The 14934-nt window shown below is 62.2% G+C and carries 12 protein-coding genes; 7 read left to right on the forward strand and 5 right to left on the reverse strand.

Going from position 1 to position 14934, the window contains the following annotated elements:
* Window positions 1–131 precede the first annotated feature (131 nt).
* Genes lpdA through AB4O16_RS29600 form a run of 4 tightly spaced genes read right to left on the reverse strand, consistent with a single transcriptional unit; the run spans window position 132 to window position 5085 of the window.
* The gene (lpdA, locus tag AB4O16_RS29585; protein ID WP_160387821.1) at window positions 132–1514 is read right to left on the reverse strand and encodes a dihydrolipoyl dehydrogenase; all 1383 of its coding nucleotides are present in this window, start codon (window positions 1512–1514) and stop codon (window positions 132–134) included.
* Window positions 1515–1517: 3 nt separating this feature from the next.
* On the reverse strand, window positions 1518–2789 hold the full coding sequence (locus tag AB4O16_RS29590; RefSeq protein WP_460156546.1) for a dihydrolipoamide acetyltransferase family protein: 1272 nt from the start codon (window positions 2787–2789) through the stop codon (window positions 1518–1520).
* Window positions 2790–3848, reverse strand: coding sequence for an alpha-ketoacid dehydrogenase subunit beta (locus AB4O16_RS29595; protein WP_015095444.1), 1059 nt, complete (start codon window positions 3846–3848; stop codon window positions 2790–2792). It abuts the gene before it with no gap.
* Between the two features lies 1 nt (window position 3849).
* Entirely contained in the window at window positions 3850–5085 is a 1236-nt protein-coding gene (locus tag AB4O16_RS29600; RefSeq protein WP_160387819.1) for a 3-methyl-2-oxobutanoate dehydrogenase (2-methylpropanoyl-transferring) subunit alpha, read from the reverse strand.
* Between the two features lie 185 nt (window positions 5086–5270).
* On the opposite strand from AB4O16_RS29600, the gene bkdR reads away from it, so the two are divergent.
* Window positions 5271–5759, forward strand: coding sequence for a Bkd operon transcriptional regulator BkdR (gene bkdR, locus AB4O16_RS29605; RefSeq protein ID WP_150717686.1), 489 nt, complete (start codon window positions 5271–5273; stop codon window positions 5757–5759).
* A 120-nt stretch (window positions 5760–5879) separates the two neighbouring features.
* On the opposite strand, the gene AB4O16_RS29610 is transcribed toward bkdR, so the two are convergent.
* Window positions 5880–6743 (reverse strand): MBL fold metallo-hydrolase, encoded by an 864-nt coding sequence (locus AB4O16_RS29610; RefSeq protein ID WP_460156547.1) that lies wholly within the window; start codon window positions 6741–6743, stop codon window positions 5880–5882.
* A 103-nt stretch (window positions 6744–6846) separates the two neighbouring features.
* On the opposite strand from AB4O16_RS29610, the gene AB4O16_RS29615 reads away from it, so the two are divergent.
* The 6 genes from AB4O16_RS29615 to nahK all read left to right on the forward strand — a co-directional run bounded on the left by AB4O16_RS29615 (window position 6847) and on the right by nahK (window position 14912).
* Window positions 6847–7188, forward strand: a complete 342-nt coding sequence (locus AB4O16_RS29615) for an ArsR/SmtB family transcription factor (RefSeq protein WP_160387817.1) — start codon at window positions 6847–6849, stop codon at window positions 7186–7188.
* A 189-nt stretch (window positions 7189–7377) separates the two neighbouring features.
* Complete coding sequence (locus AB4O16_RS29620; protein ID WP_460156548.1) at window positions 7378–8622, forward strand: NAD(P)/FAD-dependent oxidoreductase; 1245 nt, start codon at window positions 7378–7380, stop codon at window positions 8620–8622.
* Between the two features lie 9 nt (window positions 8623–8631).
* Window positions 8632–9438, forward strand: a complete 807-nt coding sequence (locus AB4O16_RS29625; protein WP_460156549.1) for a sulfite exporter TauE/SafE family protein — start codon at window positions 8632–8634, stop codon at window positions 9436–9438.
* A 250-nt stretch (window positions 9439–9688) separates the two neighbouring features.
* The gene (locus AB4O16_RS29630) at window positions 9689–10873 is read left to right on the forward strand and encodes a porin (RefSeq protein ID WP_110659425.1); all 1185 of its coding nucleotides are present in this window, start codon (window positions 9689–9691) and stop codon (window positions 10871–10873) included.
* Between the two features lie 318 nt (window positions 10874–11191).
* A complete protein-coding gene (gene nosP, locus AB4O16_RS29635) occupies window positions 11192–12349 on the forward strand; it encodes a nitric oxide-sensing protein NosP (RefSeq protein ID WP_110659424.1) in 1158 nt (385 codons plus the stop codon).
* Entirely contained in the window at window positions 12318–14912 is a 2595-nt protein-coding gene (nahK, locus tag AB4O16_RS29640; protein WP_317851687.1) for a hybrid sensor histidine kinase/response regulator NahK/ErcS', read from the forward strand. Before nosP ends, nahK begins: the two co-directional genes overlap by 32 nt.
* The last annotated feature ends 22 nt before the right edge of the window (window positions 14913–14934 follow it).

Genomic DNA, 14934 nt, shown 5'->3' on the forward strand with positions numbered 1-14934 from the left:
ATACTTCATTCCGGGCCTGTTTCGCAGCCCGGATTACGATCCTTGTAGGAGCCGGCTTGCTGGCGATCAATACGGCGCGGTGTATCAGATTCACCGCCATCGCCGGCAAGCCGGCTCCTACAGGTCGCATTTTACATGTGTAAGGCGTGACCCAAAGCCCGCAACGCCGCTTCCTGCACCGCCTCACCCAGCGTCGGATGGGCATGGATGGTGCCGCCGATGTCTTCCAGCCGCGCGCCCATTTCCAGGCTCTGGGCAAACGCCGTGGACAACTCCGACACGCCGACACCCACCGCCTGCCAGCCGACGATCACATGATTGTCGCGGCGGGCGACCACGCGCACGAAGCCGCTTTTCGACTCCAGCGTCATGGCCCGGCCATTGGCGGCGAACGGGAAGCTCGAGACGATGCAGTCCAGACCTGCTGTCTTGGCGTCGTCCGGGGTCTGGCCGACCACCACCAGTTCCGGGTCGGTGAAGCACACGGCGGCGATGGCGGTGGGGTTGAACTCGCGGGTCTTGCCGCTGATCAGTTCGGCAACCATCTCGCCCTGGGCCATGGCCCGGTGCGCGAGCATCGGTTCGCCGCTCAGGTCGCCGATGGCATAGACGTTGCGCATGCTGGTCTGGCAGCGGTTGTCGATCTTGATCGACGAACCGTTCATGTCCAGGTTTAGCGCTTCGAGGTTCCAGCCCTGGGTATTCGGCTTGCGACCGACGGCCACCAGCACCTGGTCGGTTTCCAGATTCAGGGTCGCGCCGTTCGGTGCCAGTACTTGCAAGGTATTTTCTTGTGAATCGAAGCCTTGCACGCTGTGCTTCAAGTAAAGCTTCACGCCGAGTTTTCGCAGTTCGTCGTGTACTGGCTGGGTCAGTTCGGCGTCGTAGGCCGGCAGGATGCGTTCCTGCGCTTCCACCACGCAGACTTCGGCGCCGAGCTTGCGGTAGGCGATGCCCAGCTCCAGACCGATGTAACCACCGCCGACCACGATCAGCCGTTTAGGAACGGAGGTCGGCGCCAGGGCTTCGGTGGACGAGATGATCGGGCCGCCAATCGGCAGCATCGGCAGGTTCACGCTTTTCGAACCGGTGGCCAGCACCAGGTGCTCGCACTGGATGCGCGTGTCGCCGACGTCGACGGTTTTACCGTCAACCACTTTGGCCCAGCCTTGAACGACCTGGACCTTGTGCTTTTTCAGCAGCGCCGCGACGCCGGTGGTCAGGCGATCGACGATGCCGTCCTTCCACTCGACGCTCTTGCCGATGTCCAGAGTCGGCGCCGAAACGCTGATGCCCAGGGGCGAAAGCTGATGGTGGTGCCGGGTCTGGTGAAACTGCTCGGCGACGTGGATCAGTGCCTTGGACGGAATGCAGCCGATGTTCAGGCAGGTGCCGCCCAGGGATTGGCCTTCCACCAGGATGGTCGGGATGCCCAGTTGGCCGGCGCGGATCGCTGTCACATAACCGCCGGGGCCGCCGCCGATGATCAGCAGCTTGGTGTTCAAAGTCTGCATCACTTACTCCACAAACAGGGTTGCGGGTTGTTCGAGCAAGCCACGGATGGCCTGGATGAAGAGCGCCGCGTCCATGCCGTCGACCACGCGGTGATCGAAAGAGCTGGAGAGGTTCATCATCTTGCGAATCACGATCTGGCCTTTGATCACCATGGGCCGCTCGACGATCTTGTTGACGCCGACAATCGCCACTTCCGGCAGGTTCAGCACCGGCGTGCTGACGATGCCGCCCAGGGCGCCGAGGCTGGTCAGGGTGATGCTCGAGCCGGACAGCTCATCGCGGCTGGCCTTGCCGTTGCGCGCGGCAGTGGCCAAACGGGAGATTTCGGCCGCGTTGTCCCACAGGCTGCGGGCTTCGGCGTGACGCACCACCGGCACCATCAAACCGATATCGGCCTGGGTGGCGATACCGACATGCACCGCGCCGAGGCGGGTGATGACCTGGGCTTCGTCGTCGTAGCGGGCGTTGATCTGCGGGAAGTCGCGCAGGGCAACGACCAGGGCGCGGACCAGGAACGGCAGCAACGTCAGCTTGCCGCGGGTCGCGCCGTGTTTTTCGTTGAGGTGCGCGCGCAGTTCTTCCACGGCGGTGACGTCGATTTCTTCGACGTAGCTGAAGTGGGCGGCACGCTGGGTGGCGTCCTGCATGCGCTGGGCGATCTTGCGGCGCATGCCGATCACCGGGATCTGCTGTTCGTCGGTGCGCTGGATGTAGGCGCTGCTGACCGTCGAGGCATTCGACTGACCCTGGGCCAGGTAGGCGTCGAGGTCTTCGTGGAGCACGCGACCGGCGGGGCCGCTGCCACGCACCAGACGCAACTGGATGCCCAGGTCCAGGGCATGCTTGCGCACGGCCGGGGAGGCCAGTGGGCGCTCATCGGCTGCGCGAGCGACCATCGGGCCCTGGCAGACGGCAGCTTTCGGCGCCGGGGCGGCAACCGGTTTGCTTTCCACCACGGCTTCGACTTTCGGCGCTGCGACCGGTGCTTGTTTCACCGGGGCCGGTTGCGCCGACTCCTTAACGTTGCCCGCGCCTTCGACTTCAATGCTGATCAGCACACTGCCGACCGCCATGACTTCACCCGGCTGGCCGCCAAGGGCGATGACCTTGCCATGCACCGGCGACGGAATATCCACCATCGCTTTATCGGTCATGACATCGGCCAGCACCTGGTCCTCGACGACCATGTCGCCGACCTTGACGTGCCAAACCGACAATTCAACTTCTGCAATGCCTTCACCAATGTCCGGCATTTTAATGACGTGCGTGCCCATTCAGACCTCCATGACCCGTTTCAACGCCGCGCCCACTCGGGACGGGCCTGGGAAATACGCCCACTCTTGCGCGTGCGGGTAAGGGGTATCCCAACCGGTGACGCGTTCGATCGGCGCTTCCAGGTGGTGGAAGCAATGCTCTTGCACCAGCGACACCAGTTCGGCGCCGAAACCGCAGGTGCGGGTGGCTTCGTGAACCACCACGCAGCGGCCGGTTTTCTTCACGGATTTGACAATGGTTTCCAGGTCCAGCGGCCACAGGCTGCGCAGGTCGATGACTTCGGCATCGACGCCGCTTTCTTCAGCAGCGACTTGCGACACGTACACGGTGGTGCCGTAGGTCAGCACGGTGACGTCCTTGCCCGGACGGGTGATGGCGGCGACGTCCAGCGGCACGGTGTAGTAACCGTCCGGCACTTGTGCGGCAGGGTGCTTCGACCACGGGGTTACCGGGCGGTCGTGGTGGCCGTCGAACGGGCCGTTGTACAGGCGTTTTGGCTCGAGGAAGATCACCGGGTCATCGTTTTCGATGGAAGCGATCAACAGGCCTTTGGCGTCGTACGGGTTGGACGGCATCACCGTGCGCAAGCCGCAGACCTGGGTGAACATCGCTTCGATGCTCTGGCTGTGGGTCTGGCCGCCGTAGATGCCGCCACCGCAAGGCATGCGCAGGGTCATCGGGGCGGTGAACTCGCCGGCCGAGCGATAACGCAGACGGGCGGCTTCGGAAATGATCTGGTCCGACGCCGGGTACACGTAGTCGGCGAACTGGATCTCGGCCACCGGGCGCAGACCATAGGCGCCCATGCCCACGGCGACGCCGACGATGCCGCTTTCGGAGATCGGCGCGTCGAACACCCGCGAGGTGCCGTACTTGTTCTGCAGGCCTTCGGTGCAGCGGAACACGCCGCCGAAGTAGCCCACGTCCTGGCCGAAGACCACGACGTTGTCGTCCCGTTCAAGCATCACATCCATGGCCGAGCGCAGGGCCTGGATCATGGTCATGGTGGTCGTGGTCATGGCGGTTTCCAGCTCGATATTGTTGTTGTGATCGTTCATGTCAGATCCCCAACTCTTGGCGCTGGCGCTTCAAGTGCTCCGGCATCTCTTTGTAGACGTCTTCGAACATGGTCGCGGCGCTCGGAATCTGGCCGCCGGCGAGGGTGCCGTACTGCTCGGCTTCTTTCTGTGCGGCGATCACTTCGGCTTCCAACTCGGCGCTGACGGCGGCGTGCTCCTCTTCGGACCACTGGCCGACCTTGATCAGGTGCTGCTTGAGACGCACGATCGGATCACCCAGCGGGAAGTGGCTCCAGTCATCGGCAGGGCGGTACTTCGATGGATCATCGGAGGTCGAATGCGGGCCGGCGCGGTAGGTGACCCATTCGATCATGGTCGGGCCGAGACCGCGGCGCGCACGTTCGGCGGCCCAGGCGGAGGCGGCGTAGACCGCGTAGAAATCGTTGCCATCGACCCGCAGGGAGGCGATGCCGCAACCGACGCCACGACCGGCGAAGGTGGTGGCTTCACCGCCGGCAATCGCCTGGAACGTGGAGATCGCCCACTGGTTGTTGACCACGTTGAGGATCACCGGCGCGCGGTACACGTGGGCGAAGGTCAGGGCGGTGTGGAAGTCCGACTCGGCGGTGGCGCCATCGCCGATCCACGCCGAGGCGATTTTGGTGTCGCCCTTGATCGCCGAGGCCATGCCCCAGCCCACGCCTTGAATGAACTGGGTGGCGAGGTTGCCGGAGATGGTGAAGAAACCGGACTCCTTGACCGAGTACATGATCGGCAACTGACGTCCCTTGAGCGGATCGCGCTCGTTGGACAGCAGTTGGCAGATCAGGTCGACCAGCGGTACGTCGCGGGCCATCAGGATGCTTTGCTGGCGGTAGGTCGGGAAGCACATGTCGTCGATGTTCAGGGCCAGGGCCTGGGCGCTGCCGATGGCTTCTTCGCCAAGGCTCTGCATGTAGAACGACATCTTCTTCTGACGCTGGGCGACCACCATGCGGTTGTCGTAGATGCGGGTCTTGAGCATGGCGCGCATGCCCTTGCGCAGGATTTCCACCGGCACGTTTTCGGCCCATGGACCGAGGGCATTGCCCTGGTCGTCGAGCACGCGGATCAGGCCACGGGCCAGGTCAGCCGTGTCAGCCGGTTCAACGTCGATTGGGGGTTTGCGCACCGTGCCGGCATCGGTCAGATGCAGGTAGGAGAAGTCGGTTTTGCAGCCTGGACGGCCCGAGGGTTCGGGGACGTGCAGACGCAGCGGTTCATACGCTTGGGTCATGGCTTCTACGCTCGATCTTGTGAATTTCTTGTAGTGAGCTGACAGATTTCGTTCGATAAAAGAAATCTTGTCCTACAACAATCATAGGCCCGCCCAAGAAGAATATTTCTCTCTGTTTCGTTGCGCTAAAGATCATTTGCAGATAAAAAACCTGCATAAACATAAAAAACAGGTGGTTTTGTCTCATGCGTAAACTGGACCGTACCGATATCGGCATTCTCAACAGCCTTCAGGAGAACGCACGCATCACCAACGCCGACCTCGCGCGCTCGGTGAACCTGTCGCCGACACCGTGTTTCAACCGGGTCAAGGCCATGGAAGAACTGGGGGTGATTCGCGAGCAGGTGACGCTGCTCGATGCCGACCTGCTGGGGCTGCACGTGAACGTGTTCATTCACGTCAGCCTGGAGAAGCAGGTGGAAGAGGCGTTGCAGCATTTCGAAGAGGCGATTTCCGACCGCCCCGAGGTGATGGAGTGCTACCTGATGGCCGGCGACCCGGACTACCTGATCCGGGTGCTGGTGCCGACCATTCAGTCGCTGGAGCGTTTCATGATGGACTTCCTGACCAAGGTGCCGGGGGTGGCGAACATCCGTTCGAGCTTTGCGCTCAAGCAGGTGCGCTACAAGACCGCGCTGCCGTTGCCGGCGAACGGCTTGACGCTCGGCGGCTAGGCAGCGCAAACCTGTGGGAGCTGGCTTGCCAGCGATAGGCCGAAGGCCGCTTTCAGCATTTCCTGTTTTTTTTGCGGGGACTGTACCGGCCCCTTCGCGGGCAAGCCCGCTCCCACAGGGTCAGAGTTGGTTCAGGGGGATCTTGAGGTAGGTCACGCCATTGTCTTCGGCCGGCGGCAAATTCCCCGCCCGCACGTTGACTTGAATCGCCGGCAACAGCAGCGTGGGCATGCCCAACCCGGCATCGCGTTGGGTGCGCATCTGAACGAAGGTTTTTTCGTCGATGCCGTCTCGTACGTGGATGTTGCCCTTGCGTTGCTCGCCCACCGTGGTCATGCAGTGCGGTTCGCGACCTTCGGGCGGATAGTCGTGGCACACATAAAGACGCACGCTGGCGGGGAAGGCCAACAGTTTGCGGATCGAGGCGAACATCTGGTTGGCATTGCCGCCGGGAAAATCGCAGCGCGCGGTGCCCACATCGGGCATGAACAGGGTATCGCCCACCAGAATTACATCGCCGTCGATCAAGTAGGCCATGTCCGCCGGGGTATGACCGGGAACATGCAGTGCGACGGCCTTGAGGTTGCCAATATTGAAGGATTCGTCCGGCGCGAACAGGTGGTCGAACTGCGAGCCGTCACTGCGAAACTGTGGTTCCAGATTGAACAATGTCTTGAACACGTCCTGGACCTTGCAGATCGACTGACCGATGGCGATCTTGCCGCCCAGCTCGCGCCGCAGATAAGGCGCAGCGGACAGATGATCGGCGTGGGCATGGGTTTCCAGCAGCCATTGCACTTGCAGTCTGCGGGCACGGACGAAGGCGATGATTTTGTCAGCCTGGGTGGTCGTGGTACGCCCGGCCGCACCGTCGTAGTCGAGCACGGGGTCGACAATCGCACACTGCCCGCCATCAGCCTCGTAGACCACGTAGCTGTAGGTCGAGGAGGCGGGGTCGAGGAAAGCTTCAATCAGCGCGGGCATGGGCACGAACCTGGGCAGGAGTAGAAAAGTCAGCGATGGGTTGCAACAGTTTATGTAAAAACATAATGTTAGTAGCTTAAGTGACGTTGAAGGCATCCTGCAAATGCAATCCAGTCTGACCGAGGGTGAAGTCGCCCAACTGCGCGCCTCGGCTTCCAAGGCATGCGCGCTGCTCAAGGCCCTGGCCAATGAGGACCGCCTGTTGATCCTGTGCCAGCTCACCCAGGGTGAGCGCAACGTAGGCGAGCTGGAGAAAATGACCGGCGTGCGCCAACCGACCCTGTCCCAGCAGTTGGGCATCCTGCGCGATGAGGGATTGGTCGCGACCCGTCGTGAAGGCAAGTACATTTTTTACGGTCTCGCCAGTCATGAAGTGATCCAGGTGATGAAAACCCTCTCCGGGCTGTATTGCGGGGCGGTGCTTAAAAGCTGGGTACAACCTTGATGCCAGCTAACACACCGAACCTGTAGGAGCGAGCTTGCTCGCGATGGACGTAATGGCACCGCGTTTATACAGATAACACGCGTAATCGTTAGCGACCATCGTCGGAACGCCGCCCGGAGCAAGCTCGCTCCTACAGTCGTTTTGTGTCGCGGCTGGAAGAAAATTTGCGTACAGCAAAAGGAACAAGCAATGAACGATCAACACTGGGGCCCATCCATCAGTGCAGATATCGTGGTCATCGGCGGCGGCACGGCAGGCATCGGCTTTGTCGCCAGCCTGCTCAAGCGTAGCCCGCACCTGAACATCACTGTGATCGAGCCCAGCGCCCGGCATTTCTACCAACCGGCCTGGACGCTGGTCGGCGGTGGTGCCTACAACGTGGAAAACACCGTGCGGCCGATGGCGTCGGTGATGCCGCGCGGGGCCCACTGGCTGCAGGCTGCCGTGACGGGCATTGACCCCGACAAGCGCCAACTCACCCTCGCGGACGAACGCACGGTCAGCTATCAAAACCTGATCGTCTGCCCCGGCCTGCGCCTGGCCTGGGAGAAAATCGAAGGCCTGGAGGAAACCCTCGGCCAGCACGGCGTGACCTCCAACTACAGCTACCGGCACGCGACCTACACCTGGGATCAGGTGCAGAAACTGCGCGGCGGCAAGGTGCTGTTCACCCAGCCGGCCATGCCGATCAAATGTGCGGGGGCTCCACAAAAGGCGCTGTACCTGTCCTGCGATCACTGGAACAAGAGCGGCGTGCTGAACAACATTGACGTCGAATTCAATCTTGCGGGCGCGGCACTGTTCGGTGTGGCGACCTTTGTCCCGCCGCTGATGAAGTACATCGAGAAATACAACGCCCGGTTGGCGTTCAACTCGAACCTGGTCAAGGTCGACGGCCCGGCAAAAACCGCATGGTTCGACGTCAGGGACGCGGATGGCAATGTCACCCGCCAGGCAAAAACCTTTGACCTGCTGCACGTCGTGCCGCCTCAGGTGGCCCCGGATTTCGTCGCCCGCAGTCTGCTGGCCGATGCCGCTGGCTGGTGCGAGGTCGACCCGCACAGCTTGCAGCATCCGCGTTATCCGGAGGTCTTCGCGCTGGGTGATATCTGCGGCACCAGCAATGCAAAAACCGCCGCGGCGGTGCGCAAGCAGATCGTGGTGGTGGCCGAGAACCTGCTGGCGTTGCGCACGCTGCAACCACTGCCGCTGAAGTACGACGGCTACGGCTCCTGCCCGCTGACGGTGGAGAAGGGCAAGGTGATCCTCGCCGAGTTTGGATACGCCGGCAAATTGCTGCCGACCTTTCCCCTTGACCCGACGACACCGCGCCGCTCGGCGTGGTGGCTGAAGGCGACACTGCTACCGTGGTTCTACTGGAACGGTATGCTCAAGGGCCGTGAGTGGCTGACGCGTTTGTCCAAGGTCGACTGAGAACTCCCTATGTTGCTGGCAAGTCTGTTTGGCGTAGTGATGGGGTTGGTGCTCGGCTTGACCGGTGCCGGCGGCGGTATCCTTGCGGTCCCGGCCCTGGTATTGGGGTTGGGCTGGAGCATGACCCAGGCTGCTCCGGTGGCGTTGTTTGCGGTGGGCAGTGCGGCAGCGGTCGGCGCCATCGATGGCTTGCGTCATGGCCTGGTGCGTTATCGCGCGGCGTTGTTGATTGCCGCGCTCGGCGCGGTGTTTTCGCCGGTGGGCATCTACTTCGCCCATCAACTGCCGGAAAAAATCCTGATGATCCTGTTCAGCCTGCTGATGGTCATGGTGGCCTGGCGGATGTTGCGCCGTGAGCGCAAGGATGACGGCCCGAGCGACCACGGCCACGCCAACTGGGGCCAGAAGAACTGCATGCTCGATCAGCAGACCGGACGCTTTTCCTGGACCGCCAAATGCACCGCGACCCTCGCCGCGCTCGGTGCGGTGACGGGCGTGGTCTCGGGATTGCTGGGCGTGGGCGGCGGCTTTCTGATCGTGCCGGCGTTCAAGCAACTGACGGACGTGCAGATGCGCGGGATCGTCGCCACCTCGCTGATGGTGATCAGCCTGATTTCCGCCATCGGGGTGATCGGCGCGTTCCATGCCGGCGTGCGCATCGATGGTTTGGGCATTGCCTTCATCGTCTCCAGCATCGTCGGCATGATCATCGGCCGCAAGCTCTGTGCCCGGGTGCCGGCACGGGCGTTGCAGGTCGGGTTCGCCAGCATTTGCTTCGTGGTCGCCGCCTACATGCTGATAAAAGCCAGCGATTGACCTGTAGGAGCCCGGCTTGCCGGCGAAGGGGGCTTCAAGTGCGCCTTCGCCGGCAAGCCGGATCCTACGAAAAGCGGTTCTTTACAACTTTAGTGGCTTGCCCTGCCAACAAACGGTCGTACGCCTTAGTTGTCGCGTACAGTCGTCCATTCCAAAGCACCTGAAAACCAGCTCCAAGGCAGCGTATGGCGCCGCCGGTCTGGTTTCGATAATCGCCTCCGACACTTAGTCCCCCGTTTCGGAGCGCGCCATGCACAACAATAAGAACGTCACGCATCGTTTTCTGCCTGCCTTGATCGCCAGCCTGTCTGCCCTTGGCCTGAGCCAGGTGGCCCGGGCGGATATCATGCTGTACGACAAGGACCAGACCACGTTCTCCACCGACGGCTACATCAACGCCTTCTACGTGAACAGCGATGTCGACCGCACCGGCGATCAGTTCGACCGTCGACAGGCGCGGGTCAAGATGGGCTTCTTGCCCAACTACCTGGGGTTCAACATGGGCAAGCAGGTAGACGATCTCAAGCTCGGCGCCCGTGCCTCGTTCTGGGTCACCATCAACGACAGCCAAACCAACGGCACCGACACCGCCATTGATGTGCGGCAGTTCTATGGCACCGTGGCCAACCCGGAATGGGGCGAAGTGCTGATCGGCAAGGACTTCGGGCTGTTCGCCCGTTCCAACATCCTGCTCGACGAAATGCTCGCCGGTTATGGTCAGGTCAGCGATACGTTGGGGCTGGTGGATGGCGGCGGGGTGTCGTTCGGCAACATCGGCACCGGTTATCCGTATCCGTTCCCAACCTCGCAGATCACCTATCGCACCCCGGTGATGGACGGTCTGCGCGTGGCGGTCGGCATCATGGACCCGGTGGACACCAACGACAGCAGCCCGACGGGCAAGGCCTATCAGGAAAACCCGCGTACCGAGAGCGAAGTCACCTATCAGTTCGACCTGGCCGGGGCAAAGATCTATAGCTGGGTCAACGGCAGCTACCAGACCTCGGACAACACCGATTCCACGGTCGAGACCGTCACCTCCAAAGGTGTCGGTTATGGCGTGCAGGCGAAGATGGGCGGCTTGTCCCTCACCGGGTCCGGCTTCCAGGCCAAGGGCATCAACCCGTTTTTCACCAACAATGCCGGCGAGCCGACCTTGCGTAACGTCGACAGCGACGGCTACCTGTTGCAGGGCTCCTACAAACTGGGCAAGAACCGCCTGGCCTTGTCCTACGGTAAGACCAATGACGATGGCAACGGCGTGGTCGGGAGTGGCGCGGACTACGAGACCCGCGGCATCGCGTTGTTCCATGACGTGAACGACAACCTCAAGCTGGTGGCCGAGTACAACCAGTTCGAAATCAACGGCCACGACACTAACGAGCAGAACGAAAACACCGACACCTTTGCCGTGGGTGCGGTATTGACCTGGTAACAAAGCCGATCTGCTCATCCTTTCCCTGTGGCGAGGGAGCTTGCTCCCGCTGGAGCGCGTAGCGGTCCGGATTCTGGTCGCGCATCGGCCGGTTTTGGGCCTGCTACGCAGTCCAGCGGGACGGTGCGGCGATCCGACAAGCTCCCTCGCCACCAAAGCGCGTACTTCACATCTCCAGCTACAGCCTTCAAGTCCTCACCCCCCTCAAACATTCTCATCCCATCGAAGCGGCTACCCGCTACCCAAGTAGCATTCGTCCCCCCCCCCACAGACTTCGTACACTCGTGCCTCATACACACGCACCAGCCGGAGACGATGATGCTGCAGAGCGAAGGTGTCGTCAGTGCAATGTCCCAGGCCACCGATGCCCGGCAGGTCGCGCAGGAACTGGCATGCCAGTTGTTGCATCCGCACCTGGGGTTCGTGCTGTTCTTCTGTTCCGCCGAGTACGACTTGCAGGTGCTGGGCCAGGCCTTGCAGCAAAGCTTCGGCGGTATTCGCCTGGTGGGCTGCACCAGTGCCGGGGAAATCACCCCGCTGGGCTACGGGCGCAATTGCGTGACGGCGGTGGGTTTCGATCACCGGCACTTTTCCATTGCGATCGAGCTGATCGACCAGATGGAGCACTTCAGCCTGATCGACGCCCAGCAAATGGTCGAGCGCCTGGTCAGTGGCTGTCGCAGCAACACCCTGGCTCCGATCAAGGGCAACAGCTTTGCCCTGACCCTGCTCGATGGCCTGTCCAGCCGTGAAGAAATGGTCCTCGCGGCCTTGAGCGCGGCATTGGGCGACATTCCGCATTTCGGCGGCTCGGCCGGCGACGACAACTACCTGACCCATACCCATGTGTACTTCGATGGCGGGTTCCACAGCGGCGCGGCTGTGGTGGTGCTGGTCAATACCTGGCTGGATTTCGAAGTGTTCACCACCCACCACGTGCTGCCCCGCGCCGAGAAGCTGGTGGTCACCGGGGCCGACAGCACCTTGCGCCGGGTCTTCGAACTCAATGCCGAGCCGGCCGCCGCCGAGTACGCCCGGCACATCGGCGTGCCGGTGGCGCAGCTCGATCACCGGGTCTTCGCCGCGCACCCGTTGGCGGTGCGGATCAACCAGCAGTACTACGTGCGGGCCATCCAGCAGGTGCACCCGGACCTGAGCCTGAGTTTCTACTGCGCCGTGGAAAACGGCATCGTCCTCACCGCCATGACCCCGGGGCCGATGCTGCCGAACCTGCAGAGCCTGTTCGAGGGGTTGCAGGAACGCCTGGGCGATTTGCTGCTGACCATCGGTTGCGACTGTTTCCTGCGGCGTCTGGAACTCGAAGACGACGGCAGTCTTGATCAGATCGGCAGGTTTTTGCGTGAGCAACGGGTGATGGGTTTCAACACCTACGGAGAACAGTTCAATGGCATGCACATCAACCAGACCTTCACCGGCGTTGCCATTGCCCGAAGCCGCGCCCCAGGACATCGCTGAGCTGCAGGCCGAACTGGCCAGGCTGCGCCTGGAAAACCATAAACTGCAGCGCATCAATGGCGCGCTGATCGAACGGGTCGAGTCCGGGGGAACCCGCGGCAACGATCCGTACGCGGCATTCCAGCATTCGGTGGTGCTGGCCGAGCAAGTGCGCGAACGCACCGATGCCCTGAACCAGGCCATGGCCGAACTCAAGGCCGGCAATCATCTGCTTAGCGAAGCCCGCCTGCGCGCGGAAACGGCGCATCAACACCTGATCGATGCCATCGAAAGCATTTCCGACGCCTTCGTGCTGTTCGACGCCGAGCAGCGAATCGTGCTGTTCAACAGTCGCTTCAAGGCGTTTTGGCGCAACAGCCGGGTGCGGATCAATGCCGGCATGCGCCTGACCGAGGTCAAGCGATTGATGATGAACAACGGCCTGTTCACCGAAGAGCCTTGGGGGCATGCCGACGAAAACCTGCTGTACCGCCTGCAGAACGGGCGCTGGCTGCAAGTCAGCGAGCGGCCCACCCAGGAGGGCGGGCGGGTGATCCTGTTCACCGACATTACCGACGTCAAACTCAGCGAAACCATGCGACGGGAGCAGGCGGTGGCGCAGAAGTCGCACCTGCTGCAACGGGCGGTCGACAACCTGTCCCAAGGGGTGGCAATGGTCAGCGCCGAGGGCATCCTGGAGTTGTGGAACCGGCGGTTCCTGGAGTTGAGCGGCCTGGCGCCGGTGGCGGCGCATCGCCCGTTTGCCGAAGTGATCGCCGACAGCGAGTTGAACCTGCTGACCCCGGCCAGTCGCGATGGCAACGGACGACCGGTACGCGAATGCGAACAGCGCCTGTACGATGGCCGGGTCCTGGAAATCCGCACCCATCCGTTGCCCACCGGGGGGTTCGTCAATACCTTCACCGACATCACCGAACGTTACCAGCACGCCGAGGCGCTGAGTGAAAGCGAACACTGGATTCGCCTGATCACCGATCACGTACCGGCATTGATTGCCTACCTCAATGCTGACCTGGTCTACGAGTTCACCAACAAGGTCTATGAAGAGTGGTACTGCTGGCCCCGCGGCGTGATGCTCGGCCAGAGCCTGCGCGAAGTGCACAGCGAACAGCATTATCAGCGGCTGGAGTCCTACGTGGCCAGGGCACTGGACGGCGAGAGCGTGACCTTCGAGTTCGCCGAAACCAACGTCAACAACCAGGAGCGCTACATGCTGCGCTCCTATGTGCCCAACCGTCTGGCCAGTGGCGAGGTGGTGGGGATTTTCGTGCTGATCCGCGACATCACCGAACGCCGCCGCACCGCCGAAGCGCTGCATCAGGCGTATCAGAACCTTGAGCTGCGGGTACGCGAGCGCACGGCGGAATTGACCACCCTCAACGACCAGCTGCTGCGCGAGATCGATGAGCGGCGCCTGGTCGAGTCACGCTTGCGCGAAGCCAAGCAGGAAGCCGAGCAGGCCAACCTGTCGAAGACCAAGTTCCTCGCCGCCGTCAGCCACGACCTGCTGCAACCGTTGAATGCCGCGCGCCTGTTTACCAGCGCCTTGTTGGAGCGGCGCGAGCCGATGTCCAGCGAGATTCTGGTGCGCAACGTGAGCAATTCCCTGGAAGACGTGGAGAACCTGCTCGGCACCCTGGTGGATATTTCCAAGCTCGATGCGGGGGTGATCAAGGCTGACATTGCGCCGTTCGCCCTCAGTGAGCTGCTGGAGAACCTGGCTGCTGAATACACCCAGGTGGCCCGCAGTGAAGGCCTGCAACTGCACTTCATTGGCTGTTCGGCGCTGGTGCGCAGCGACATCCAGTTGCTCGCGCGGATTCTGCGCAATCTGCTGAGCAATGCGATTCGCTATACCTACAGTGGTCGCGTGGTGCTCGGTTGCCGGCGGCATCATCAGTGCCTGACGATCGAAGTCTGGGACAGCGGCATGGGCATTGCCGAGCATCGCCTGGAGGAGATTTTCCAGGAGTTCAAGCGCGGTGATGTGCAGCGACCCGATCAGGATCGCGGCTTGGGCCTGGGCCTGGCGATTGTCGAGAAAATTGCCGGCATCCTCGGCCATCCCATACATGTGCGCTCGTGGCCGGGCCGGGGTTCGATGTTCTCGGTCGAAGTGCCCTTGAGCGCCACCGCGCCGACACCGCCGCCGGCGTTGCAGATGAGCGAGCCGATGCTCGAGCGCCTGCGGGGTGCGCGGATTTGGGTGCTGGACAACGACGCGACCATTTGTGCCGGCATGCGCACCTTGCTGGAGGGGTGGGGGTGTCGGGTGGTGACGGCGCTGTCGGAGGAGGACCTGGCGCGGCAAGTGGACAACTACCACGCCGAGGCCGACCTGCTGATCGCCGACTACCATCTGGACAACGATCAGAACGGTGTCGATGCGGTGGCAAGAATCAATGCCCGTCGTGCCTCACCGGTCCCGGCAATGATGATCACGGCCAACTACAGCAATGAACTCAAGCAACAGATCCGCGAGCTGGGCCACACCCTGATGCACAAGCCGGTGCGGCCGATGAAGCTGAAGACGGCGATGAGTCATTTGCTTGGCCGGCCTTGAAATCTACGGTGCATGGGACGGC

The sequence above is a fragment of the Pseudomonas sp. S2_H10 genome (assembly GCF_054668285.1).

Excerpts from the sequence above, each read along its gene's own strand:
- AB4O16_RS29590 (WP_460156546.1), bottom strand. The coding sequence starts at position 2,789 with ATGGGCACGCACGTCATTAAAATGCCGGACATTGGTGAAGGCATTGCA.
- nosP (WP_110659424.1), top strand. The coding sequence starts at position 11,192 with ATGCTGCAGAGCGAAGGTGTCGTCAGTGCAATGTCCCAGGCCACCGAT.
- bkdR (WP_150717686.1), top strand. The coding sequence starts at position 5,271 with ATGCGTAAACTGGACCGTACCGATATCGGCATTCTCAACAGCCTTCAG.
- AB4O16_RS29600 (WP_160387819.1), bottom strand. The coding sequence starts at position 5,085 with ATGACCCAAGCGTATGAACCGCTGCGTCTGCACGTCCCCGAACCCTCG.
- AB4O16_RS29630 (WP_110659425.1), top strand. The coding sequence starts at position 9,689 with ATGCACAACAATAAGAACGTCACGCATCGTTTTCTGCCTGCCTTGATC.
- AB4O16_RS29625 (WP_460156549.1), top strand. The coding sequence starts at position 8,632 with ATGTTGCTGGCAAGTCTGTTTGGCGTAGTGATGGGGTTGGTGCTCGGC.
- AB4O16_RS29615 (WP_160387817.1), top strand. The coding sequence starts at position 6,847 with ATGCAATCCAGTCTGACCGAGGGTGAAGTCGCCCAACTGCGCGCCTCG.
- AB4O16_RS29610 (WP_460156547.1), bottom strand. The coding sequence starts at position 6,743 with ATGCCCGCGCTGATTGAAGCTTTCCTCGACCCCGCCTCCTCGACCTAC.
- AB4O16_RS29595 (WP_015095444.1), bottom strand. The coding sequence starts at position 3,848 with ATGAACGATCACAACAACAATATCGAGCTGGAAACCGCCATGACCACG.
- AB4O16_RS29620 (WP_460156548.1), top strand. The coding sequence starts at position 7,378 with ATGAACGATCAACACTGGGGCCCATCCATCAGTGCAGATATCGTGGTC.
- lpdA (WP_160387821.1), bottom strand. The coding sequence starts at position 1,514 with ATGCAGACTTTGAACACCAAGCTGCTGATCATCGGCGGCGGCCCCGGC.